Origin of the sequence: Pseudomonas sp. BF-B-15 (assembly GCF_019946675.1) — a bacterium.
GTDB classification, from domain to species: Bacteria; Pseudomonadota; Gammaproteobacteria; order Pseudomonadales; family Pseudomonadaceae; genus Aquipseudomonas; species Aquipseudomonas migulae.
In genome coordinates this window covers 51,602-75,179 of record NZ_JAGYFZ010000023.1, presented here as the reverse complement: position 1 = coordinate 75,179, position 23,578 = coordinate 51,602, and the positions used below count along the sequence as shown (strand labels likewise).

19 protein-coding genes are annotated in these 23,578 nt (G+C 60.6%); 11 read left to right on the top strand and 8 right to left on the bottom strand.

The window, feature by feature from the left end; all coding sequences use genetic code 11:
• Window positions 1-61: 61 nt before the first annotated feature.
• The 7 genes from phaC to KGA97_RS10375 all read right to left on the bottom strand — a co-directional run bounded on the left by phaC (window position 62) and on the right by KGA97_RS10375 (window position 9,539).
• On the bottom strand, window positions 62-1,741 hold the full coding sequence (gene phaC / locus KGA97_RS10405; protein WP_008041874.1) for a class II poly(R)-hydroxyalkanoic acid synthase: 1,680 nt from the start codon (window positions 1,739-1,741) through the stop codon (window positions 62-64).
• Window positions 1,742-1,999: 258 nt separating this feature from the next.
• A complete protein-coding gene (locus KGA97_RS10400; protein ID WP_008025216.1) occupies window positions 2,000-2,377 on the bottom strand; it encodes a gamma-butyrobetaine hydroxylase-like domain-containing protein in 378 nt (125 codons plus the stop codon).
• A 121-nt stretch (window positions 2,378-2,498) separates the two neighbouring features.
• Window positions 2,499-3,836 carry an ATP-dependent protease ATPase subunit HslU gene (gene hslU / locus KGA97_RS10395; protein ID WP_223450379.1) on the bottom strand — a complete coding sequence of 446 codons (1,338 nt, stop codon included), beginning with the start codon at window positions 3,834-3,836 and terminating at the stop codon, window positions 2,499-2,501.
• Between the two features lie 54 nt (window positions 3,837-3,890).
• Window positions 3,891-4,430 (bottom strand): ATP-dependent protease subunit HslV, encoded by a 540-nt coding sequence (hslV, locus tag KGA97_RS10390; RefSeq protein WP_008025213.1) that lies wholly within the window; start codon window positions 4,428-4,430, stop codon window positions 3,891-3,893.
• Between the two features lie 217 nt (window positions 4,431-4,647).
• Window positions 4,648-5,346 carry an SPOR domain-containing protein gene (locus KGA97_RS10385; RefSeq protein WP_008025212.1) on the bottom strand — a complete coding sequence of 233 codons (699 nt, stop codon included), beginning with the start codon at window positions 5,344-5,346 and terminating at the stop codon, window positions 4,648-4,650.
• 1 nt (window position 5,347) lies between these two features.
• Window positions 5,348-7,084, bottom strand: a complete 1,737-nt coding sequence (argS, locus tag KGA97_RS10380) for an arginine--tRNA ligase (protein ID WP_223480724.1) — start codon at window positions 7,082-7,084, stop codon at window positions 5,348-5,350.
• A 235-nt stretch (window positions 7,085-7,319) separates the two neighbouring features.
• Window positions 7,320-9,539 (bottom strand): primosomal protein N', encoded by a 2,220-nt coding sequence (locus KGA97_RS10375; RefSeq protein ID WP_223480723.1) that lies wholly within the window; start codon window positions 9,537-9,539, stop codon window positions 7,320-7,322.
• Between the two features lie 287 nt (window positions 9,540-9,826).
• On the opposite strand from KGA97_RS10375, the gene rpmE reads away from it, so the two are divergent.
• The 3 genes from rpmE (at window position 9,827) to KGA97_RS10360 (ending at window position 12,321) form a co-directional block, all read left to right on the top strand.
• The gene (gene rpmE, locus KGA97_RS10370) at window positions 9,827-10,045 is read left to right on the top strand and encodes a 50S ribosomal protein L31 (RefSeq protein ID WP_008025207.1); all 219 of its coding nucleotides are present in this window, start codon (window positions 9,827-9,829) and stop codon (window positions 10,043-10,045) included.
• A gap of 11 nt (window positions 10,046-10,056) precedes the next feature.
• On the top strand, window positions 10,057-10,869 hold the full coding sequence (locus KGA97_RS10365) for a thermonuclease family protein (protein WP_223480722.1): 813 nt from the start codon (window positions 10,057-10,059) through the stop codon (window positions 10,867-10,869).
• 183 nt (window positions 10,870-11,052) lie between these two features.
• Window positions 11,053-12,321 (top strand): malic enzyme-like NAD(P)-binding protein, encoded by a 1,269-nt coding sequence (locus tag KGA97_RS10360; RefSeq protein WP_008025204.1) that lies wholly within the window; start codon window positions 11,053-11,055, stop codon window positions 12,319-12,321.
• Window positions 12,322-12,602: 281 nt separating this feature from the next.
• Here the strand turns inward: KGA97_RS10360 and KGA97_RS10355 are convergent, their stop codons facing one another.
• Entirely contained in the window at window positions 12,603-15,038 is a 2,436-nt protein-coding gene (locus KGA97_RS10355) for a penicillin-binding protein 1A (RefSeq protein ID WP_404943241.1), read from the bottom strand.
• A 218-nt stretch (window positions 15,039-15,256) separates the two neighbouring features.
• Between KGA97_RS10355 and KGA97_RS10350 the strand changes: the two genes are divergently transcribed.
• From KGA97_RS10350 to KGA97_RS10315, 8 genes are all read left to right on the top strand, one after another.
• A complete protein-coding gene (locus KGA97_RS10350; protein WP_223480721.1) occupies window positions 15,257-16,321 on the top strand; it encodes a pilus assembly protein PilM in 1,065 nt (354 codons plus the stop codon).
• Window positions 16,321-16,887, top strand: coding sequence for a PilN domain-containing protein (locus tag KGA97_RS10345; RefSeq protein WP_008041859.1), 567 nt, complete (start codon window positions 16,321-16,323; stop codon window positions 16,885-16,887). The genes KGA97_RS10350 and KGA97_RS10345 overlap by 1 nt, the downstream gene beginning before the upstream one ends.
• Window positions 16,884-17,507 carry a type 4a pilus biogenesis protein PilO gene (pilO, locus tag KGA97_RS10340; protein WP_223450383.1) on the top strand — a complete coding sequence of 208 codons (624 nt, stop codon included), beginning with the start codon at window positions 16,884-16,886 and terminating at the stop codon, window positions 17,505-17,507. The genes KGA97_RS10345 and pilO overlap by 4 nt, the downstream gene beginning before the upstream one ends.
• Window positions 17,504-18,031 carry a pilus assembly protein PilP gene (locus KGA97_RS10335; protein WP_192226856.1) on the top strand — a complete coding sequence of 176 codons (528 nt, stop codon included), beginning with the start codon at window positions 17,504-17,506 and terminating at the stop codon, window positions 18,029-18,031. The genes pilO and KGA97_RS10335 overlap by 4 nt, the downstream gene beginning before the upstream one ends.
• Window positions 18,032-18,044: 13 nt before the next feature.
• Window positions 18,045-20,129, top strand: coding sequence for a type IV pilus secretin PilQ (gene pilQ, locus KGA97_RS10330; protein ID WP_223480720.1), 2,085 nt, complete (start codon window positions 18,045-18,047; stop codon window positions 20,127-20,129).
• A 4-nt stretch (window positions 20,130-20,133) separates the two neighbouring features.
• Window positions 20,134-20,652 (top strand): shikimate kinase AroK, encoded by a 519-nt coding sequence (gene aroK / locus KGA97_RS10325; RefSeq protein WP_032828585.1) that lies wholly within the window; start codon window positions 20,134-20,136, stop codon window positions 20,650-20,652.
• Between the two features lie 151 nt (window positions 20,653-20,803).
• On the top strand, window positions 20,804-21,904 hold the full coding sequence (gene aroB, locus KGA97_RS10320) for a 3-dehydroquinate synthase (RefSeq protein ID WP_008041853.1): 1,101 nt from the start codon (window positions 20,804-20,806) through the stop codon (window positions 21,902-21,904).
• 10 nt (window positions 21,905-21,914) lie between these two features.
• Window positions 21,915-23,528 carry an AAA family ATPase gene (locus KGA97_RS10315; protein WP_223414669.1) on the top strand — a complete coding sequence of 538 codons (1,614 nt, stop codon included), beginning with the start codon at window positions 21,915-21,917 and terminating at the stop codon, window positions 23,526-23,528.
• The last annotated feature ends 50 nt before the right edge of the window (window positions 23,529-23,578 follow it).

Genomic DNA, 23,578 nt, shown 5'->3' with positions numbered 1-23,578 from the left:
AAACTGTTGAACCGCTGTGCTGCCTTCGACAGCAATCCGGCTCCTACAGGTCGGGGGTCATTTAGCGTTCGTGTACGTAAGTGCCCGGTGCTGCTTCACCTTCCGGATAAGCCTTGTTGCCCAGTTTTGTCGGGGATTTTTTCAATTCGCCCGAACGCTCGGCTTGCCAGGCCTGCCAGTGCAGCCACCAGGAATCGGTGTGCTTGGTGGAGTTTTCCTGCCACTCCTCAGCCTTCAACGGCATCTCGGTGCCCGTCATGTAGCGTGATTTCGGGTTGCCCGGCGGGTTCAGAATGCTCTGGATATGCCCGCTGCTGGACAGCACGAATTCGACCTTGCCGCCGAACAGTTGCGCCGACTTGTAGCAGGACTTCCACGGGGTGATGTGGTCGTTGGTGCCGGCCAGGGAAAAGATGTCGGCCGTGACCTGCTTCAGGTCGATCGGCGTGCCGCACACTTCCAGTGCATCCGGGCGGATCAGCGGATTGTTTTTGAACATCTCGATCAGGTCGCCGTGGAACGCGGCGGGCAACCGGGTGGTGTCGTTGTTCCAGAACAGAATGTCGAACACCGGCGGCTCGTTGCCGAGCAGGTAGTTGTTGACCCAGTAGTTCCAGATCAGATCGTTGGGGCGCATCCAGGCGAACACTTTCGCCATGTCGCGGCCTTCGAGTACACCCGCCTGATAGGAATGGCGTTTGGCGGCTTCAAGCGTCTGCTCGTCGACGAACAGTGCGACGTCGCTGTCCAGGGTGGTGTCGAGCACGCTGACCAGCAGCGTCAGGGCGTTGACTTTTTTCTCGCCGATTGCGGCGTAGTGGCCCAGCAACGCGGTGCAGGTGATGCCGCCGGAGCAGGCGCCGAGCATGTTCACGTCTTTGCTGCCGGTGATCGCGGTGACCACATCAACCGCTTCCTTGAGCGCTTCGATGTAGGTCGACAGACCCCATTCGCGTTGCTCCTTGGTCGGGTTGCGCCAGCTGACGATGAAGGTCTGCACGTGATTGCGCAGGCAGAAACGCGCCAGGCTTTTGTCCGGGCTCAGGTCGAAAACGTAGAACTTGTTGATCTGTGGCGGCACCACCAGCAATGGACGCTCATGCACCTGCTCGGTGGTCGGCCGGTACTGGATCAGCTCCAGCACGTCGTTACGGAAAACCACCGCACCTTCGGTCACGCCCAGGCTCTTGCCGACTTCGAATGCGCCCATGTTGACCTGGCTCGGCATGCCGCCGTTGTGCACCAGATCCTTGGCCAGGTGCGAGAGGCCGTCGAGCAGGCTCTTGCCACCGGTTTCGAAGAAGCGTTTGACCGCTGCCGGGTTGGCCGCCGTGTTGGTCGGGGCCATGGCTTCGGTCATGAGGTTGATCACGAAATGCCCGCGTGCCACATCCTTGGGCCCGAGGTTACTGTCGTCGATCCAGTCGTGGAGTTCCTTGCGCCACGCCAGGTAGGTTTGCAAATAACGTTTGTAGAGCGGGTTCTGGCTCCAGGCCGGATCGGCGAAACGACGGTCATCGCTGGTCGGTAGCAGTTCGGATTTGCCGAACAGCACGTTCTTCAGTTCAAGACCGAAATGAGCGACATGCTTCGCACTGTGAATCGGTTGTTTAATGGCCTGCCTGAGCACCATTCGAGCAGAAGCCAGTAGATCCTTTCCACGCAGCCCAACGACAGGATTAAGCCCCAAGGTGTTTTCCGAGGCTTGATTCTTCAAGTCATCGTTATTCTTGTTACTCATCTACGACGCTCCATTGTCCTGAGACGAGTACCTGAGTCCAGCCGTGTAGTCACACAGCCAATGCCAGGTACTACTGCTCGGGTGACCGATAATTCTGCATCGCTGCTTTTTAGTTCAGAGAGCACTGCAGGTAACTTGCCAGCTCCATTGGTTACCCGAGTTTAATTTTTTTCGCAAGCAGGCTAATGACTGACCTCGCGGCCAAGCATTCAAACAGATGAAATTAGAAAATGCCTTCTAATGCGCAAGAGTCGCGGGTTAGAGCATCAGCTTGACGACAGATTCGTTAGGGTCGCGGGTCTTTCCGGCGGCTTTCAGTTCGGCAAGATAATCGTTCCAGAGATCCTCTTGGCGCACGCCCAGCTGGTACAGATATTCCCAGGTGAACAGGCCGCTGTCGTGGCCGTCGTCGAAGGTCAATTTCAGTGCGTACTGACCGGCCGGTTCTACCTTGGTCAGGCCTACGCCGATCTTGCCAAATTGCAGGATAGGTTTGCCGTGGCCCTGGACCTCGGCGGAAGGAGAGTGCACGCGCAGGAACTCGGCGGGCAGGTGATGTTCCTCGCCGGACGCGTATTTCAGCGACAGGGTTTTCGAGGCTTTGTGCAGTTTGATGTCGGTGGGGAGTTGGGTCATGACCGGAGTTCCGTTATGGATGGAACCCTGTAGGAGCGAAGCTTGCTCGCGAAGGTGTGTCAGTCGACATCAATTCAGCTGACACACCTTCGCGAGCAAGCTTCGCTCCTACAAGTATGGCTTACAGGATATAACGGGACAGGTCTTCGTTCTGCGCCAATTCGCCGAGGTGGTTGTTGACGTAGTCGGCGTCGATCATGATCACCTTGTCGTCGTGAGCGCTGGCCAGGTCGCCGGCGCTGAACGACACCTCTTCGAGCAGGCGCTCAAGCAGCGTGTGCAGGCGACGGGCACCGATGTTCTCGGTTTTCTCGTTGACCTGCCAGGCGATCTCGGCGATGCGCTTGATGCCATCCGGCTGGAACTCGATGGCCAGGCCTTCGGTTTTCAGCAGTGCGCAATATTGCTCGGTGAGCGAGGCGTGCGGTTCGCTGAGGATGCGTTCGAAGTCTTCCGGCGTCAGCGCCTTCAGCTCGACACGAATCGGCAGACGCCCTTGCAGCTCAGGCACCAGATCGCTCGGCTTGCTCAAGTGGAATGCACCGGAAGCGATGAACAGGATGTGGTCGGTCTTGACCATGCCCAGTTTGGTGTTGACGGTGCAGCCTTCGATCAGCGGCAGCAAGTCGCGTTGCACGCCTTCACGGGACACGTCGACGCCACCGGAGTTACCGCGCTTGGCAACCTTGTCGATTTCGTCGATGAACACGATGCCGTGCTGCTCGACCGCTTCCAGCGCCTTGGCCTTCAACTCTTCATCGTTGACCAGGCGGCTGGCTTCTTCGTCGCGGACCAGTTTCAGCGCTTCCTTGACCTTGAGCTTGCGGCTCTTGCGTTTGCCCTTGCCCATATTGGCGAACAGGCTCTGCAACTGGTTGGTCATTTCTTCCATGCCCGGTGGCGCGGAGATATCGACGCCGGACACTTCGGCGACTTCGATTTCGATCTCCTTGTCATCCAGCTGGCCTTCGCGCAGGCGCTTGCGGAACAGCTGGCGGGTGTTTGAGTCGGCCGACGGGGCGTCATCGTTGTTGAAGCCCATGCGCGCCGGTGGCAGCAGGGCGTCGAGGATGCGCTCTTCGGCGGCATCTTCGGCGCGGTGGCGAACCTTGGTCATTTCCTGTTCGCGCAGCAGCTTGATGGCAGCATCGGCCAGGTCACGAATGATCGACTCGACATCGCGGCCAACGTAGCCGACTTCGGTGAACTTGGTCGCTTCGACTTTGATGAACGGTGCGTTGGCCAGTTTGGCCAGGCGACGGGCGATCTCGGTTTTGCCGACGCCGGTCGGGCCGATCATCAGGATGTTCTTCGGCGTTACTTCAACGCGCAGCTCTTCCGGCAGTTGCATCCGGCGCCAGCGGTTACGCAGCGCGATGGCGACGGCGCGTTTGGCATCGTCCTGGCCGATGATATGGCGGTTGAGTTCGTGGACGATTTCACGGGGAGTCATGGACATAATATTTTGACGGACCTTAAACAAGATGAGTCGTGGCGTGGGGCCGAAACAGACTTACTCGTCGCCTTTGGCGCAGTCCTGCTCCTCAATGGTCTGGGTGTGGTTGGTGAATACACAGATGTCGCCGGCAATGCCGAGGGCGGTTTCGACGATTTCCCGGGCTGACAGGTCGGTTTTCTTCAGCAGCGCACTGGCGGCGGCCTGGGCGTAGGCGCCGCCGGAACCCATGGCGATCAGGCCTTGTTCAGGCTCAACAACGTCGCCGTTGCCGGTGATGATCAGGGACGCGTCTTTGTTGGCGACCGCGAGCATGGCTTCGAGGCGGCTGAGGGTGCGGTCGGTGCGCCATTCTTTGGCGAGTTCGACGGCGGCGCGAACCAGATGGCCCTGGTGTTTCTCCAGTTGACCTTCGAAGCGCTCGAAAAGGGTAAAGGCGTCGGCCGTGGCGCCAGCAAAACCGGCGAGGACTTCGCCGTGGTAGAGGCGACGAACTTTCTTCGCGTTGCCTTTCATCACGGTATTGCCGAGAGAAACCTGGCCGTCGCCGCCCATGACGACTTTGCCGTGGCGGCGAACTGAAACGATGGTGGTCAAGGGAGAGTCTCCACGCAGCGGGGCGAAAATGCCTTATGCCAACTCATATGGGGGTGGTGGAGCGTTTTTCAACTGCGGGGCGGGAGAGGGGACGAGCGGTGGCGTACACGAAGATGTGTGGTGGGAGTGCTGACGCCAATCGCGAGCAGGCTCGCTCCCACAGGGTTGGCGCAAATCCTGTGGGAGCGAGCCTGCTCGCGATGAACGATAACGCGGATCAGCGGTTCTGGCGTTGTTGTAACAACAGGTTGCTGAACCCGGCGCCGGACAGTTGTTTCTGCGCGGTGGTCAGCTGTTCGCGGTTGCTGAACGGCCCGACCAACACCCGATACCAGGTCTCGTCCTTCACCGTGCCGGACTCAACCGATACCGCCTGGCCGAGCAGGATGATCTGCGCGCGCACCTTGTCTGCATCAGCCTCCTTGCGGAACGAACCGGCCTGCAGGAAGAACTTGGTCACCGGTGCCGCCTTGGCCACGGGTGGCGGTGGCGGCGGGGTGATGCCAGCCAATGCCGCCTGAGCCCGCGCCGTGTCGATCTTCGCCGCTTCCGCCGGGGTTACCGGCGTGGTCGGTACAGCCGGCGTCGGCGGTGTTTTCTCCGGCACGGCATCCGGCGGCACGATGACTTCCGATTCCGGCAGCAAGGTGTAGAAGTCGTACTTCGGCTTCACCGGTTGCGTCGGGCTCGGCGGGGTCTTGTTGGCCTCGGCGACCTTGGTGGCTTTCTGCTGCTCGATCTTCTCGCGCTTGACGCTGTCGCTGCCCTTGCCCGGTTCCAGCTTCATCAGGAACACAATGAACGCGCCGACCGTCAGGCCGATGGCCATCCACAACCAACCCGGGATCGGTTGCTTTGCAGGAGCTTGGTAACGGCTGGCGCCACGCTTGGGTGCAGGTTTTTTCTTGGCAGCCAACTTACATACGCTCCAGAGTTTCCAGACCCAAGAGTTCCAGGCCTTGCTTGAGAGTGCGGCCGGTCAGCGCGGCAAGACGCAAGCGGCTTTGCATTTGCGTCGGGGTTTCAGCACTGAGGATCGGGCAGTTCTCGTAGAAGCTGGAGAACAGGCCGGCAACGTCGTACAGGTAGGTGCAGAGGATGTGCGGCGTGCCTTTCTCGGACACGTTGTTCAGGATTTCGCCGAATTGCGCGAGTTTGGCTGCCAGCTCATGTTCATGCGCGGCTTCCAGGACGATCTGGCCTTCGACTTCGCTGAAGTCCTTGCCGAGCTTGCGGAACACGCCCGCCACACGGGTGTACGCGTACAGCAGGTACGGCGCGGTGTTGCCTTCGAAGTTCAGCATCAGGTCGAAGTTGAAGCTGTAGTCGCTGGTGCGGTGCTTGGACAGGTCGGCGTATTTCACTGCGCCGATGCCCACGACCTTGGCGATGTTGCGCAGCTCGTCTTCGGCCAGCTCCGGGTTTTTCTCTTTGACCAGGTTGTAGGCGCGCTCCTGGGCTTCGGTCAGCAGGTCGATCAGCTTCACGGTGCCGCCGTCACGGGTCTTGAACGGACGGCCATCGGCGCCGTTCATGGTGCCGAAACCCATGTGTTCCATTTCCATCGGGTGCGTCACGAAGCCGGCCTTGCGGGCGACGGCGAACACTTGCTGGAAGTGCAGGGCCTGGCGCTGGTCGACAAAGTACAGCGCGCGATCAGCCTTCAGCTTGCCACTGCGATAACGTACCGCCGCCAGGTCGGTGGTGGCGTAGAGGTAGCCGCCATCCGCCTTGACGATGATCACTGGCAGCGGGTCGCCGTCAGCGTTCTTGAATTCGTCGAGGAACACGCACTGCGCGCCGTTGCTCTCGACCAGCATGCCAGCGGCCTTGAGGTCGTTGACCACATTGATCAGGTCGTCGTTGTAGGCGCTTTCGCCCATCACGTCGGCCATGGTCAGTTTGACGTTCAGCAGTTCGTAGATTTTCTGGCAGTGCGACAGCGAGATGTCCTTGAACTTGGTCCACAGCGCCAGGCAATCCGGGTCGCCGGCTTGCAGCTTGACCACCAGGCCACGGGCGCGGTCGGCGAACTCTTCGGATTCGTCAAAACGGCCCTTGGCGGCGCGGTAGAAGTTTTCCAGGTCCGACAGCTCGTCGCTGGTGATCGGGTTTTCCTGCAAGTAAGCCATCAACATGCCGAACTGGGTGCCCCAGTCGCCCACGTGGTTCTGACGGATCACTTCGTCGCCGAGGAACTCCAGAACACGAGCCACGCCGTCGCCGATGATGGTCGAGCGCAAGTGGCCGACGTGCATCTCTTTGGCGAGGTTCGGTGCCGATAGGTCGACCACGGTGCGTTGCGCCGGGCCGGCCTTGCGCACGCCGATGTGCTCGTCGGCCAGTGCGGCGTCGAGGCGGGTGGCCAGGGCGTCGGTGTTCTGGAAGAAATTCAGGAAGCCAGGACCGGCGATTTCGGTCTTGGTGATGTTTTCGTCAGCCGGTAGCGCGGCGATGATTTTCTCGGCCAGATCGCGCGGCTTCATGCCGGCCGGCTTGGCCAGCATCATGGCGATGTTGCTGGCGAAGTCGCCGTTTTTCTTGTCTCGGGAGTTTTCCACCTGGATCGCCGGCGTCAGGCCTTCAGGCAACACACCTTCGTTGACGAGTTGGGTGATGGCTTGTTGGATCAACTGGCGAATGGTGTCTTTCATGGTCTTCTCTTTCGACCGCAAGCGCGGCGGCGCTTCGATGCGCTGGTGGAAAAACTGGGCATTATCCGTTGCGAAGGCGGGCTTGCCAACTATAGCGGGCAGGTTGTGGATATGTGGTGACTATTAGGGCCTCTTCGCGGGCAAGCCTCGCTCCTACAGGGTCGAGTCGTTTGCCAATATTGTGAACGACACAAACCCGTAGGAGCGAGGCTTGCCCGCGAAGGCGATCTATCTATCAATACAAATCCACAGGATCGACATCCAAAGACCAGCGCACCGCCCGCCCACTCGGCATCTGCTCCAGCACCAGCAACCAACTGGCCAGCAACCGGTGCAGCGGCGCCCGGGCCGTTGCCTGCAACAATAACTGCGCGCGATAACGCCCGGCCCGACGTTCCATCGGTGCAGGCACCGGCCCGAGCAATTCGATCCCGGTCAGATTCTGTTCGGCCAGCAAACGCTCGGCCTCGCTGCACGCCTCGTCGAGAAACCCTTCAGCCTGCCCCGGTTTGTGCGCTTCGGCCCGCAGCAGCGCCAAATGCGCAAACGGCGGCAAACCGGCGGAGCGTCGTTCGCTCAGCGCCTGTTCGGCGAACGCGAAGTAGCCTTGTTCAGTCAGTTGCACCAGCAGCGGATGGTCCGCCAGATGGGTCTGGATGATCACTTTGCCCGGCTCTTCAGCCCGGCCTGCGCGACCGGCGACCTGCACGATCAGTTGCGCCATGCGTTCGCTGGCGCGGAAGTCACCGGAGAACAATCCGCCGTCGGCATCGAGAATCGACACCAGCGTCACCCGTGGGAAGTGATGCCCTTTGGCAAGCATTTGCGTGCCCACCAAAATGCACGGGTGACCCTTCTGAATGGTCGCGAACAACTGATTCATCGCGTCCTTGCGCGACGTGCTGTCGCGGTCGACCCGCAGCACCGGAACATCCGGGAACAGAATGGCCAGGCGTTCCTCGGCACGCTCGGTGCCGGCGCCCACCGGCCGCAAATCCACTTTGCCGCACTTCGGGCAGTGCCGGGGCACGCGTTCGACGTAGCCGCAATGGTGGCAGCGCAGTTCGCCGGAGCGTTGGTGCACGGTCATTCGCGCATCGCAGCGCTGACATTCGGACATCCAGCCGCAGTCGTGGCACAGCAGCGTCGGGGCGAAACCTCGACGGTTGAGGAACACCAATACTTGCTGGCCGGCCGCGAGTGTCTGGCCGATGGCTTGGTGCATCGGCCCGGAAATGCCGCTGTCGAGCGGGCGACTTTTCACATCCAGGCGCAGGAAGCGCGGTTGCTTGGCGCCGCCAGCACGCTCATTGAGGCGTAGGAGGCCGTAACGTCCGGTGTAGGCGTTGTGCAGGCTTTCCAGCGAAGGTGTGGCGGAACCGAGCACGATCGGGATGTTTTCCTGCCGTGCGCGCACCAATGCCAGGTCGCGGGCGTGATAGCGCAGGCCTTCCTGCTGTTTATAAGAGCCGTCGTGCTCTTCGTCGATGATGATCAGGCCGGGGTTTTTCATCGGCGTGAACAGCGCCGAACGGGTGCCGATAATAATGTCGGCGTCGCCGTCGCGCGCGGCGAGCCAGGCTTCGAGGCGCTCGCGATCGTTGACCGCTGAGTGGATCAGTGCGATGCGTGCATTGAACCGTTGTTCGAAGCGCGCCAGGGTCTGCGGGCCGAGGTTGATCTCCGGGATCAACACCAGTGCTTGCTTGCCGGCTTCAAGGGTTTCGCGGATCAACTGCAAATAGACTTCGGTCTTGCCGCTGCCGGTGACGCCGGCCAGCAGGAACGCGTGATAACTGTCGAACCCGGCGCGAATCGCTTCATAGGCGGCGCGTTGTTCAGGGTTGAGCGGCAATTCCGGTTGCGCCAGCCAGTGCTCGTGGCGGGCGCCGGGGGCGTGCTTGCGGATCTCCACTTGCACCAGATCCTTGGCCAGCAGCAGATCCAGGCTGTCCTTGCTCAGCATCAGCTTGCTCAGCAACTGATGGGCGACGCCATGAGGATGCTGCGCCAGGGTTGCCAGCGCCTCGCGCTGACGCGGGGCCCGGGCGATGCGCGGGTCATCGAGGCTGGCGCTAGGCGCGGCGGACCAGAAACGTTCCTGGCGCGCTTCGGCCAGCTCGCCCTGACGCAACAACACCGGCAGCGCCCAGCTCAAGGTGTCGCCGAGGCTGTGCTGATAATACTGAGAGGTCCACAGGCACAGCTTGAACAGCGCTGGCGGCAAGGGCGGCGTGGCGTCGAGCAGGGCCAGGGCCGGTTTGAGCTTTTCTGCCGGCACTTCGCTGGTGTCGGTGACCTCCACCAGAATCCCGATCATCTCCCGCCGGCCGAAAGGTACGCGCAGGCGCATGCCCGGTTGCAACTGGGCGCGCAGGACTCCGGCCGGGGCACGGTAATCGAACAGGCGGCGCAGGGGCGAAGGCAGGGCGAGGCGCAAAATGGCGTCGGGCACGCGGGGGGTCTCGATCAACAAACAATAGGGGGGGCGTGACATATAACCTGTGGGAGTGAGCCTGCTCGCGATAGCAATCTTGCAGTCAACATTGTGGCGACTGGCAGACCGCTATCGCGAGCAGGCTCACTCCTACAGGGGATCGCGTATTGGGTCGGGAGCCTAGCAGACGGTCGGTCTCAGCGACAGCTTGCGTGATTGAGATTGTCTGGTAGAATCCGCGGCCTAATTACGTGCGGTATTCAACAATAGTGTTGGGTGGCGGCACGCAGCCTGAGGAAGACACCATGAAAGCTGATATCCATCCAGAATACCCAGCCATCGCTGTTACCTGCAGCTGTGGCAACAAGTTCGAAACCCGTTCGACCTTCGGCAAAGCCCTGGCGATCGACGTTTGCAACGAATGCCACCCGTTCTACACCGGTAAGCAAAAGACTCTGGACACTGGCGGCCGCGTTCAGCGCTTCGCAGACCGTTTCGGTGCTTTCGGCGCGAAAAAGGCCTAAGGCCAATCATTTTGGAAGGTCGTTCCGGCTTCTCCAGACTGATAAAAAAGGCGTCCCTTGCGGGCGCCTTTTTTGTGTCCGCGATTTGGCTTTCGGGCGCCCAGGCCTTCTGCCCGGTGCCGAGCGGGCTGACGTCGGTCGCGGTGCAACGGGTGGTGGATGGCGACACGCTGCGCCTGAGCGATGGCCGCAGCGTGCGCATGATCGGCTTGAATACGCCCGAGCTGGGCAAACAGGGCCGCTCCGACGAGCCGTTCGCCGTGGCGGCACGCAAGCGCCTGGAAGCATTGGTGGCTGCCAGCGGCGGGCAGGTCGGTGTGCTGCCGGGTAAAGAGAGCAAGGATCACTACGGTCGTACCCTTGCGCATCTTTATGGTGCCAAGGGTGCCAACCTCGAAGCGCAGATGCTCGCAGAAGGGCTCGGTTTCCTGGTGGCGGTCGCGCCGAATGTCGATCTGGTCGCCTGTCAGCAAGCAGCGGAACGCAGTGCGCGGCAAGCCGGGCTCGGTGTGTGGCGCCAGTCGCCTGTACTGAAAGCGGAGCAGATCAACACGTCCGGCTTCGCGGTGGTCAGTGGGCGTGTGAGCAAGGTTCAACGCAATCGCGGCGGTGTTTGGATCGAGTTGCAGGATTCTCTTGTACTGCGTGTTGCGCCCAATTTGCTGGGGCAATTTGATGGTGCGGCGCTGGAGCGCCTGAAAGGCAAGCAGGTCGAGGCCCGTGGCTGGGTCGTGGACCGTTCGCGCCGTGGCGGATTGCAAGCGGGGCAAGCGCGCTGGCTTCTTCCATTGACCGATCCGGCGATGTTGCAAGCGGCACCTTGATAAAAAAATTGTAGACATTTTTATTGTCGATTGTGAACAGTCTATCCCTTGTGTTCCGTGGCTCTTGGCCCAAAGTCGTAGGGCGGGGCGCTTGACAGGGGTGACTGGTCAGTCTTGTGGGGACTTTGCGAGGCGCGTATCCTCGCTGACCAGTCTGTCCAACAGTAAAAGCGGAATGCCCCCATGTCTGATCTGAAAACTGCCGCTCTCGAATATCACGCCCATCCTCGTCCAGGTAAGCTGAGTGTCGAGCTCACCAAGGCCACCGCTACCGCCCGCGACCTGTCGCTGGCCTACAGCCCCGGCGTAGCCGAACCAGTACGCGAAATCGCCCGCGATCCTGAACTGGCCTACAAATACACCGGTAAAGGCAACCTGGTTGCAGTCATTTCCGATGGCACCGCGATTCTGGGCCTGGGTAACCTCGGCCCATTGGCTTCCAAGCCAGTGATGGAAGGTAAGGGCGTGCTGTTCAAGCGCTTCGCCGGCATCGACGTTTTCGACATCGAAGTCGACTCCGAAAGCCCGCAAGCCTTCATCGACACCGTCAAGCGCATCTCCATCACCTTCGGTGGCATCAACCTGGAAGACATCAAGGCACCTGAGTGCTTTGAGATCGAACGCGCTCTGATCGAGCAGTGCGACATTCCGGTATTCCACGATGACCAGCACGGCACCGCAATCGTGACTGCCGCCGGCATGATCAACGCCCTGGAAATCGCTGGCAAAACCCTCGCCGACGCCAAGATCGTCTGCCTGGGTGCCGGTGCGGCCGCCATCTCCTGCATGAAATTGCTGGTGAGCATGGGCGCCAACATCGAAAACATCTACATGGTTGACCGTACCGGCGTGATCCACTCCGGCCGTGACGACCTGAACCAGTACAAGGCTGTCTTCGCTCACGCGACCGACAAGCGCACCCTGGCTGACGCCCTGCAAGGCGCAGACGTGTTCGTCGGCCTGTCCGGTCCGAACCTGCTGAGCGCTGAAGGCCTGCTGTCCATGGCGGCCAACCCGATCGTGTTCGCGTGCTCGAACCCGGATCCGGAAATCTCCCCGGAACTGGCACACGCCACCCGTAACGACGTGATCATGGCGACCGGCCGTTCGGACTACCCGAACCAGGTCAACAACGTACTGGGCTTCCCGTTCATCTTCCGTGGTGCTCTGGACGTTCGCGCCAAGCGCATCAACGAAGAAATGAAAGTGGCAGCAGCCAACGCCCTGCGTGAACTGGCCAAACTGCCGGTTCCTCAGGAAGTGTGCGACGCCTACGGCGGCATCAAGCTGGAATTCGGTCGTGAGTACATCATTCCGAAGCCAATGGACAAGCGTCTGATCACCCTGATCTCCGATGCCGTGGCCAAGGCTGCAATCGAGACCGGCGTGGCAACCCTGCCGTATCCGAAGAACTACCCGCTGAAAAGCGTGGATGATGTGTTCAACGGCTAAGCCGTTGTAACGCTTCAACCGAAGCCCCGGTTCTTGTGAACCGGGGTTTTTTATTGCCTGTGGTTTGTGTGTTGTCTGTGCGGGCCTCTTCGCGGGCAAGTCGGATCGCCGCACCGCTCGCTCCTACGGGTTTTGTGCCGGTCGCGAATACTGCGTACAACACAAAACCTGTAGGAGCGAGGCTCGCCCGCGAAGAGGCCGGGTAACACAACCCATAAATCGCAGACAACAAAAAGCCCCGCACTTCTCTCGAAGGCGGGGCTTTTCGGGTGGTGCTGCGATCAGAACAGATCGATCGGCGCCGCTTCATCCGCTGGCAGCGGGCTGCCCGGCGCATTGCCGTTACCCAGCTCATTCACCGACGGAGGCGTATCTTCGGCCTTGAACAGCTCGAAGTACGCTCCAGGCGTGCCTGGGGTGGCTGCCCGGCCGCTGACCGGGTCAACCCGCAGGCTGAGGATGCCTTCAGGTTCCGGTTGCGTATGCGGCGGCTTGTCTTTGAGCGCGGCGCCCATGTAGTTCATCCAGATCGGCAGGGCGACGGTGCCGCCGAACTCGCGTTTGCCCAGGCTTTCCGGCTGGTCGAAACCGGTCCAGACGGTGGTCACGTAATCGGCGTTATAGCCCGAGAACCAGGCATCCTTCGATTCGTTGGTCGTACCGGTTTTGCCTGCAATGTCGGGGCGCCCCAAGGCCAGTGCGCGACGGCCGGTGCCGAGTTTGATCACGTCCTCGAGCATGCTGTTGAGGATGTAAGTGGTGCGACCATCGACAATGCGTTCGGCCACGGCCGGCGCCTGAGGTGTTGGCAGACCTGGAGCTTCGCCCGGCGTCGCGTTGACCGTAAAGGCCTCGGCGGTCGGCGCGGCGATGCCGTCGGTGGCCACATCGCCTTTCGGCACGCTTGGCGGATTGGCGACGAACAGCGTGTCGCCATTGCGGCTTTCGATCTTGTCGATGATGTACGGGGTGATCTTGAAGCCGCCGTTGGCGAACGTGCTCCAGCCGGTGGCGATTTCCATTGGCGTCAGGGTCGCGGTGCCCAGGGCCAGCGACAGGTTGCGCGGCAGGTCCTGCTTGTTGAAGCCGAACTTGCTGATGTAGTCGATGGTGCGATCGACGCCCAGCGCCTGTACCAGTCGGATCGACACCAGGTTGCGCGACTTGTACAGCCCTTCACGCAGGCGGATCGGGCCGAGGAAGGTGTTGGTGTCGTTCTTCGGACGCCAGACCTTGTCCAGGTATTCGTCGACGAACACGATCGGTGCGTCGTTCACCAGGCTGGCGGCGGTGTAGCCGTTATCCAGCGCGGCGCTGTACACGAACGGTTTGAAGCTTGAGCCCGGCTGACGCTTGGCCTGCAGGGCACGGTTGTAGTTGCTCTGTTCGAAGGCGAAGCCGCCGACCAGCGAGCGAATTGCGCCGTTCTGCGGATCAAGGGAGACCAGTGCGCCCTGAGCTTGCGGGATCTGGCTGAATTTCAGCGAATTGTCCGGCTGACGCTGTACGCGAATCAGATCACCGACCTGAGCCACATCCGAGGGCTGCTTCGGATTGGCGCCCATGCTGTTGGTGTTCAGGAACGGCCGCGCCCATTTCATGCTGTCCCAGCCGATGTGTTCGTCTCCGGTACGAGTCAGCACTTGCAGGCCGTTCTTTTCGACCTGCGTGACGATGGCCGGCTCAAGGCCGCTGATGGTGCGCTGCTTGGTCAGCTCCGAGATCCAGGCCTCGCGGGTCTTGCCCGGCAGGCGCGACTCGGGACCGCGATAGCCGTGACGCTGATCGTAGGTCATCAGGCCTTCGTGGACGGCCGTGTTGGCCATTTCCTGCAGGTTGCTCGGCACGGTGGTCGTGACGCGGAAACCTTCGGTGTAGGCATCGCTGCCGTAGCGGCCGACCATTTCGGCGCGGGCCATTTCAGCAATGTACGGCGCGTTCACTTCCGGGGTCGGCACGTGATAGCTGGCGTTCAGCGGCTCGTTGATCGCGGCGGTGTAATCGCTCTCGGTAATCTTGCCGAGCTTGTACATGCGGCCAAGGATCCAGTCGCGACGTTCCTTGCTGCGAGCCGGATTGGCCAGCGGGTTGAAGCGCGACGGAGCTTTCGGCAGGCCGGCGATCATCGCCATCTGCGCCAGGCTGACGTCACGAATCGACTTGCCGTAGTAAACCTGCGCCGCGGCCTCGATGCCGTAGGCGCGGTTGCCCAGGTAGATCTTGTTGACGTACAGCTCGAGGATCTCGTCCTTGGTCAGCTGCCGTTCGATCTGCAGGGCCAGGAGGATTTCAGTGGTCTTGCGCGAGAAGCTGCGTTCGCTGGTCAGGAAGAAGTTCTTCGCCACCTGCATGGTGATGGTGCTGCCGCCGGACTGGATGTGTCCGCTTTTGACCAATTGGGTGGCGGCACGCATCAGGCTGCTGGGATCGACGCCGTAGTGGTTGGCGAAATTGTCGTCTTCAGCACTTAGTAACGCATTAATGAAATTGGGGGGAATGTCGGCGAAACGGATCGGTGTACGGCGCATTTCGCCAAACTCTGCGATCAACTTGTTGTCGCTGCTGTAGACGCGCAATGGAATCTGCAACTGGATGCTTCGCAGTGCCTCCACAGAAGGCAATCCCGGACTAAGGTAAAGAAACGCGCCACTCAGACCAAGGAGCAGTCCGCAGAAAACGGCGACGATGGACCAACCGAAGAATTTCAGCAGACGAATCAAGGCTTTGGGATATCCAGGGCAAAGAATGAATTAGGCAGCAGGGTTCAGATAAACAGGGAACGACCCGCGCTTGCAGTAAAAACCGGAAAAAAACGCTGGGCATTATAAGCATTTTTACGTCGAGAGCGTCATTTGCGCTGCTGTCAAGACGGGTGGTTTGAACGCAACGGACATTACAGAGTCCGTAAGACACGGATAGTCATAGGGAATTGGTAGTGCTAGGACTCTTCAATAAAAAAGCCAATACGCTTTTGGGGATCGACATCAGCTCCACGTCGGTGAAACTTCTGGAGTTAAGCCGCCAGGGCGACCGCTATCGGGTCGAGGCTTATGCGGTTGAACCGCTACCCGCCAACGCAGTGGTCGAGAAAAATATCGCCGAACTCGAAGGCGTGGGTCAGGCCCTTTCACGCGTGCTGCTCAAGGCCAGAACCAGCCTCAAGAATGTGGCCGTAGCCGTGGCCGGTTCTGCCGTCATCACCAAAACCATCGAAATGGATGCAGGTCTTTCCGACGACGAGCTGGAAAACCAGCTGAAGATCGAGGCCGATCAATACATCCCTTATCCACTGGACGAAGTCGCCATCGACTTTGAAGTACAGGGCGTATCGGCACGCAACCCGGAACGGGTCAGTGTGCTGCTGGCAGCCTGTCGCAAGGAAAACGTCGAAGTCCGTGAAGCGGCGCTCGCACTGGCCGGCCTGACGGCGCGCGTGGTCGATGTCGAGGCTTACGCGCTGGAGCGCTCATTCGGCCTGCTGACCGGGCATCTGGTGGCGTCTCGCGAGGATCTGACGGTCGCCGTGGTCGACATCGGCGCGACCATGACCACCCTGAGCGTGCTGCGCAACGGGAAAATCATCTACACCCGCGAACAGTTGTTCGGCGGTCGTCAACTGACGGAAGAAATCCAGCGGCGTTATGGCCTGACCGTTGAGCAAGCGGGGCTGGCGAAGAAGCAGGGCGGTTTGCCGGACGATTACGTCAGCGAAGTGTTGCAGCCCTTCCGTGATGCACTGGTGCAGCAAGTGTCGCGTTCGTTGCAGTTTTTCTTCGCTTCCGGCCAGTACACCTCGGTCGACCATATCCTGTTGGCTGGCGGCACCGCTTCGGTTCCGGGGCTGGACCGATTGATCGAGGAGCGTCTGGGCACTTCGACGCAAGTGGCCAATCCCTTCTCCGACATGACCCTGGGCAGCAAAGTCAACGCCGGTGCCCTGGCCAGTGACGCGCCGGCGCTGATGATCGCCTGCGGGTTAGCCCTCAGGAGCTTCGACTGATGGCGCGGATCAACCTTTTACCTTGGCGCGAAGAGCTGCGGGACGCGCGTCGCAAACGCTTTTTGCTGGCGCTGGTCGGCGTGCTGGTGGGCGCTGTGGCAGTGGTGCTGGTCGCGGATCGGGCCATCAACGGCGCCATCGACCGACAGGTCGCCCGAAACGATTACATCGGTAAACAGATTGCGGTGGTCGACGAACGGATCAAACAGATCAGCGACCTCAAGGCCCGGCGTCAGCAACTGGTCGAACGCATGCGCATCATTCAGGACCTGCAAGGCAATCGTCCGATCAGCGGGCGGATCTTCGATCAGTTGGCGCGAACCCTGCCGGACGGGGTCTATTTCACCGAGGTGAAAATGGAAGGTAAAACCCTGTCCATCACCGGCGCGGCAGAATCCAATAACCGAGTTTCCGACTTGATGCGCAATCTGGATGCATCGGACTGGTTCGATGCGCCCACCTTGACAGAGGTCAAGGCGACCACCGCAGGCCAACTGGATCAGGCCAACGTCTTTCAGTTGACCGTGCGCCAGACCCAGCCTGCTGCCGTGGAGGCCGTTCAATGAAGCCGGCCGAATGGATCGAAGGGCTGCGCAAGATCGACATCAACGATCTGGACACCAACAACATGGGGTCCTGGCCGCCCGCCATCAAGGCGCTGGCGGGTCTTCTATTGATGATTCTGGTGTTGGCGTTGGGCTACAGCTTTTCCATCAGTGACCTTGAGAGCCAGCTTGAACTCAAGCGCGAGGAAGAGTCGACCCTCAAGGAGCAATTCGCCACCAAGGCCCACATGGCGGCGAATCTTGAGCTGTACACCCAGCAGATGAAGGAAATGGAGAACTCCTTCGGCGTACTCCTGCGGCAACTGCCTAGCGACACTGAAGTGCCCGGTCTGCTGGAGGACATCACCCGTACCGGCCTCGGAAGCGGGCTGGAGTTTGAAGAGATCAAACTGCTGCCTGAGGTGACCCAGCCGTTCTACATCGAACTGCCGATCCAGATCACTGTCACCGGTGCCTATCATGACCTCGCCACGTTCGTCAGTGGCGTGGCGGGGCTGCCACGGATCGTCACCCTGCATGATTTCGACCTTGCCCCGGCCAACCCCGAAGGCGGCGCTAAATTGCGCATGAGCATCCTCGCCAAGACTTACCGCTACAACGACAAGGGGCTGCAAAAATGAGCCCGGTTCGTATTTTTCCGATGATCGGGATGTTGGCCGCCCTGGCCGGTTGTGATGGCAGCAATGACTTCAGTGATCTCGACGCTTACATGAACGAAATGCGTCTGCGTGCGCCGGGCAGGATTGAACCAACGCCGACATTCCGGTCTTACCCGACGTTCACCTACAGCGCGGCTAACTTGCGAAGCCCGTTTTCCCGGCAGCTCAGAATTGATCTGGCCGGCCAAAAACATGGCGCACGCAATGTCAAACCAGACCCCAGCCGGGTCAAGCAGTACCTCGAAGGTTTCAACATCGAGCAGTTTGAAATGGTCGGCACGATCTCCAATGCGGCGGGCTCCTTTGCGCTGTTGCGCGGGGCGGGCGGTGTGCATCGGCTGAAAGTCGGCGATTACCTGGGGCGCAATGATGGCCGGATCGTCGCCATCAGCGGCTCGCAAGTCGATGTGGTCGAAATCGTTCCTGACGGCGAAGGCGCCTGGCTGGAGCGGCCACGGACTATCCCTTTGAAAGAGCACTCATAGTGGAACTCGAATAATGAACAGGATTTTCGCAACCTTCGGTATTTCGCTATGGATAGCGTTGCTGTCGCCGATGGTACAAGCGGCCAACCTCAAAGCGCTGGATGTTGCCGCGCTGCCGGGAGACCGCGTCGAGTTGAAGTTGTCATTCGATGGCGCGCCGCCGGAGCCCCATGGTTACACGACGGAGCAGCCTGCGCGGATTGCGCTGGATCTGCCTGGCGTGGTCAGCCGGTTGGCGAGCAAGACCCGTGATCTTGGCGGCGGCAACGCCCGCAGCGCCACGGTGGTGGAAGCCAAGGACCGCACGCGGCTGATCATCAACCTGACTCAATTGACCCCGTACACCGCACGGGTCGAAGGTAACAACCTGTTTGTTGTGGTCGGGCGGGGAGGCAGTAACGCTGCCGCGCCTGCCGCCAGGCCTTCGCGGGTCGCCACGGCAACTGCGGCGCCGGCCAAGGCTTATGCGCCGGCGAGCAAGGCCATTCGCGGCGTGGATTTCCAGCGTGGAACCCAAGGCGAAGGCAACGTGGTCATCGACCTGTCGGACCCTTCCATCGCCCCGGACATTCAGGAGCGCGATGGCAGGATCGTCCTTAATTTTGCCAGAACCCAATTACCAGAACCTCTGCGAGTGCGCCTGGACGTCAAGGATTTCGCCACGCCGGTGCAGTTCGTCAGCGCCAGTGCCACCGGTGATCGGGCGACCATCAGCATCGAGCCCAGCGGCGCCTTCGATTACTCGACCTACCAGACCGACAACAAGCTCACCGTCAGCATTCGCCCGATGACCGTCGATGACCTGCAAAAGCGCAACGCCGAACGTTTTGCCTACACCGGTGAAAAGCTCTCGCTGAACTTCCAGGACATTGACGTGCGCTCGGTGCTGCAACTGATCGCCGACTTCACCAACCTCAATCTGGTGGCCAGCGACACGGTGCAGGGCGGCATCACCTTGCGTCTGCAAAACGTGCCATGGGATCAGGCGCTGGACCTGGTGCTGAAAACCAAGGGGCTGGACAAGCGCAAGATCGGCAACGTGTTGCTGGTGGCGCCGGCCGACGAGATTGCCGCGCGCGAACGTCAGGAGCTGGAGTCGCAGAAGCAGATTGCCGATCTGGCGCCATTGCGTCGTGAGCTGCTGCAGGTCAATTACGCCAAGGCGGCGGATATCGCCAAGCTGTTCACGTCGGTGACCAGTGCCGAGGCAAAAGTGGATGAGCGGGGTTCGATCACTGTCGATGACCGGACCAACAACATCATTGCCTATCAGACCCAGGATCGCCTCGACGAGCTTCGCCGGATCGTCGCGCAACTGGACATCCCGGTGCGTCAGGTGATGATCGAGGCGCGAATCGTCGAAGCCAACGTCGACTATGACAAAAGCCTCGGCGTGCGCTGGGGTGGTTCGTTGCAGAACAAGGGCAACTGGAACACGTCCGGGGTCAGCAACGGCGCCGATGCTTCGTCGACCATCGGCACGCCTGGCAGCACCAGTACCAACTCGCCGTTCGTCGATATGGGCGCCGCCGCCAATACCTCGGGGCTCGGCATCGCCTTCATCACCGACAATGTGCTGCTGGATCTTGAGCTGACCGCGATGGAGAAAACCGGTAACGGCGAAATCGTCTCACAGCCCAAAGTGGTCACGTCCGACAAGGAAACCGCAAAAATCCTCAAAGGCACCGAGATCCCGTACCAGGAGGCCAGCTCCAGCGGCGCCACATCGGTGTCCTTCAAAGAGGCCTCGTTGTCGCTGGAAGTGACGCCGCAGATCACCCCGGACAACCGGATCATCATGGAGGTCAAGGTCACCAAGGACGAACCGGACTACCTGAACAAGGTCCAGGATGTACCGCCGATCAAGAAAAACGAGGTCAACGCCAAGGTCCTGGTCAATGACGGCGAGACCATCGTAATCGGTGGCGTTTTCTCAAATACTCAGAGCAAGGTTGTAGATAAGGTGCCATTTCTCGGCGATGTGCCGTATCTTGGCCGCCTTTTCCGGCGTGACGTGGTTTCGGAGAAAAAATCCGAGCTGCTGGTATTTCTCACTCCGCGTATCATGAACAACCAGGCGATTGCTGTGAGTCATTGATTCTGTGCGAAATTTGATTCTTGTTGGACCGATGGGGGCTGGAAAAAGCACCATCGGCCGGTTGCTGGCCAAAGAGCTGCGCCTGCCATTCAAAGATTCCGATAAGGAAATTGAATTGCGCACGGGCGCCAATATCCCATGGATCTTCGATAAGGAAGGCGAACCGGGCTTTCGTGACCGCGAGCAGGCGATGATTGCCGAGCTGTGCGATTGCGACGGCGTGGTGCTGGCGACCGGTGGCGGTGCAGTCATGCGCGAAGCCAATCGTCGGGCGCTGCGTGCCGGTGGTCGGGTGGTTTATCTGCACGCTTCCGTGGAGCAGCAGGTCGGCCGCACTGCCCGCGACCGCAATCGGCCTCTGTTGCGTACTGCCGACCCGGCCAAGACCCTTCGGGATTTGCTGGAGTTGCGCGATCCGCTTTATCGGGAAATCGCCGACCTGGTGGTTGAAACGGATGAGCGGCCGCCGCGTATGGTGGTGCTCGATATTCTCGAGCGCTTGCAGCAGCTGCCTCCCCGTTAAAGCGCAGCGCGAAATGCGCTATCCTCGGCGTCCTGCCACGACCGCTCAAGGTTGTGGCGGATGGCTACCGAACGGCGTCACACCATCAGATGCCCTGGATACTCGATAACTCAAGGCGGGATGCCTGATTTCATCTTCACTGTGGGGACACATGCAGACACTCAAGGTCGATCTAGGCGAGCGTAGCTACCCGATTCATATTGGCGAAGGTTTGTTGGATCAGCCTGAGCTGCTGGCCCCGCATATTCGCGGACGGCAAGTGGCGATCATCTCCAACGAAACCGTTGCGCCGCTCTATCTTGAACGTCTGACCCGCAGCCTTGCGCAGTATTCGGTGATTTCCGTGGTGCTGCCCGACGGCGAAGCCTTCAAGACCTGGGAAACCCTGCAACTGATTTTCGACGGCTTGCTGACCGCACGACACGACCGTCGCACGACCGTGATCGCCCTCGGTGGCGGCGTGATTGGCGACATGGCCGGTTTTGCCGCCGCCTGTTACCAGCGTGGCGTCGATTTCATCCAGGTTCCAACCACTCTGTTGTCGCAAGTCGATTCCTCGGTGGGCGGCAAGACCGGGATCAATCATCCGCTGGGCAAAAACATGGTCGGCGCGTTCTATCAGCCGAACGTGGTGCTGATCGATACCGCCTCCCTCAATACCCTGCCGGCCCGCGAGTTGTCCGCCGGGCTTGCTGAAGTCATCAAATACGGCTTGATCTGCGACGAGCCCTTCCTGACCTGGCTCGAAGAAAACGTCGATCGCCTGCGCGCCCTGGACCAGGTCGCCCTGACCTATGCCATCGAGCGCTCCTGCGCGGCGAAGGCGGCGGTGGTCGGCGCCGATGAAAAGGAAACCGGTGTTCGCGCCACGTTGAACCTGGGCCACACGTTCGGCCACGCCATCGAAACCCACATGGGCTATGGTGTCTGGCTGCATGGTGAAGCGGTCGCTGCCGGTACGGTAATGGCGTTGGAAATGTCCACGCGTCTGGGCTGGATCAGTGAGCAAGAGCGTGATCGCGGCATTCGCCTGTTCCAGCGTGCCGGCCTGCCGGTCATCCCGCCTGAAGAGATGACTGAAGCCGATTTTCTCGAACACATGGCAATTGACAAGAAAGTGATCGACGGTCGTTTGCGCCTGGTGCTGCTGCGCCACATGGGCGAAGCAGTGGTGACCGACGATTATCCGAAAGAGGTTCTACAGGCCACGCTGGGAGCGGATTACCGCGCCCTGGCTCAGCTTAAAGGTTAATAAGATCCCGATGACTAGTTTGCACGCCGACGAGGCTTTCCTCGGCCATTACCAGTTGAGTCATGACCCTTTTGCTCCACGGGTGCCTGGCTTCAAATTCTTCCCGGCCCAGCGCAAACCTGTGCTGGGTCAGCTGCACCATCTGGCTCGTTACAGCCAGTTGCTGCTGGTGGTCACCGGCCCGCAAGGCAGTGGCAAGACCCTGTTGCGTCAGGCTCTGGTGGCCAGCACCAATAAACAGTCCGTTCAAAGCGTGGTGGTTTCCGCCCGTGGCGCCGGTGATGCGGCGGGCGTGCTGCGTCAGGTGGCTCAGGCGCTGAACGTTGCCGAGGCCGAGACCGGCGCGATTCTGGCTCAGGTCGTGCAGCTCGCGCTGACCGGTCAGGAAGTCTATTTGCTGGTGGATGACGCCGAGCAGCTCGACGAGTCCGCGCTCGAAGCCTTGATGGAGCTGGCCGCCGGTGCGCCGGAAGGCCGCCCGCACGTGTTCCTGTTCGGCGAATCCTCGCTGATCGCTCAACTTGAGGCGCTGAGCCTTGAAGAAGAGCGCTTCCACGTCATCGAACTGCAGCCTTACACCGAAGAAGAAACCCGCGAATATCTGGACCAGCGGCTTGAAGGTGCTGGACGGGGTATCGAACTTTTCACCGCAGAACAGATCTCTGATATTCACGAAAGCTCCGACGGCTGGCCTGGCAACATCAACCAGGTTGCCCGCGATGCAATGATCGAAGCCATGATTGCCAGCCGCTCAGCGGTCAAGCGTCCAAGTATGGGGTTCAACATGCCGAAGAAACACGTATTGGCGATTTCCGCCGTCGTCGTGGTCGCGGTAGCCGCCGCCTGGTTGATGCCGGGTCGCAGCAAAGCACCGACCACCGGCGCACCTGCCAACGAACAGGCGCAACTGCCGCTCGGGCAGGGCACGCCACAACCTAACAGCGGCGGCGCACCTGCCGTGGAATTCGCCGGTAATTCGCAACCGATGCCATTGCCGTTGGTCGGCAACTCGCAGCCGGTCATGCGTGGCCCGCTGGCTGAAGCCGCCGGTGGCATTACCGAGGGCGACGATGGCGTGCCGGTAGAGGGTTCCAGCGCTACACCGCCGACCGTGACCACCATCGCGCCTCCTGCGGGCATCCAGGCCGGTCCTGCGCCGACGCCAGCCGCCAAGCCGACGCCAGCGCCTGCACCAGCGCCGACTCAGGTCGCGACGGCCAAGCCGGTTCCGACGGCGCCAGCAGTGAAGCCGGCACCAGCGCCTGCGCCAGCCAAGCCTGCGGCCGTCGCAACCGCCAAGCCTGCCGAGAAACCTGCGGCTGCGGCCAAGGCTGCCGGCGGCACCTGGTACGCCGGTCAGGCTCCGGGTAACTACGTGGTGCAGATCCTCGGCACCAGCTCCGAGGCGACCGCGCAAAACTTCGTGAAAGAGCAGGGCGGCGAGTACCGTTATTTCAAGAAAGTCCTCAACGGCAAGCCGCTTTACGTCATCACTTACGGTAACTTCGCCAACCGCGATGCAGCCGTTACCGCCATCAAGGCCTTGCCAGCGAAGGTTCAGGCTGGTAAACCTTGGCCTCGCACTGTCGCCAGCGTCCAACAGGAACTGGCAACAACTCGCTGAAGATTCGGCGGCCTTACCCAGGCCGCCTCTCCCGGCACCTCAAAATTTCT

Excerpts from the sequence above, each read along its gene's own strand:
- pilO (WP_223450383.1), top strand. The coding sequence starts at position 16,884 with ATGAAGCCGGCCGAATGGATCGAAGGGCTGCGCAAGATCGACATCAAC.
- phaC (WP_008041874.1), bottom strand. The coding sequence starts at position 1,741 with ATGAGTAACAAGAATAACGATGACTTGAAGAATCAAGCCTCGGAAAAC.
- KGA97_RS10335 (WP_192226856.1), top strand. The coding sequence starts at position 17,504 with ATGAGCCCGGTTCGTATTTTTCCGATGATCGGGATGTTGGCCGCCCTG.
- KGA97_RS10400 (WP_008025216.1), bottom strand. The coding sequence starts at position 2,377 with ATGACCCAACTCCCCACCGACATCAAACTGCACAAAGCCTCGAAAACC.
- KGA97_RS10360 (WP_008025204.1), top strand. The coding sequence starts at position 11,053 with ATGTCTGATCTGAAAACTGCCGCTCTCGAATATCACGCCCATCCTCGT.
- aroB (WP_008041853.1), top strand. The coding sequence starts at position 20,804 with ATGCAGACACTCAAGGTCGATCTAGGCGAGCGTAGCTACCCGATTCAT.
- hslU (WP_223450379.1), bottom strand. The coding sequence starts at position 3,836 with ATGTCCATGACTCCCCGTGAAATCGTCCACGAACTCAACCGCCATATC.
- pilQ (WP_223480720.1), top strand. The coding sequence starts at position 18,045 with ATGAACAGGATTTTCGCAACCTTCGGTATTTCGCTATGGATAGCGTTG.
- KGA97_RS10315 (WP_223414669.1), top strand. The coding sequence starts at position 21,915 with ATGACTAGTTTGCACGCCGACGAGGCTTTCCTCGGCCATTACCAGTTG.
- argS (WP_223480724.1), bottom strand. The coding sequence starts at position 7,084 with ATGAAAGACACCATTCGCCAGTTGATCCAACAAGCCATCACCCAACTC.
- KGA97_RS10345 (WP_008041859.1), top strand. The coding sequence starts at position 16,321 with ATGGCGCGGATCAACCTTTTACCTTGGCGCGAAGAGCTGCGGGACGCG.
- rpmE (WP_008025207.1), top strand. The coding sequence starts at position 9,827 with ATGAAAGCTGATATCCATCCAGAATACCCAGCCATCGCTGTTACCTGC.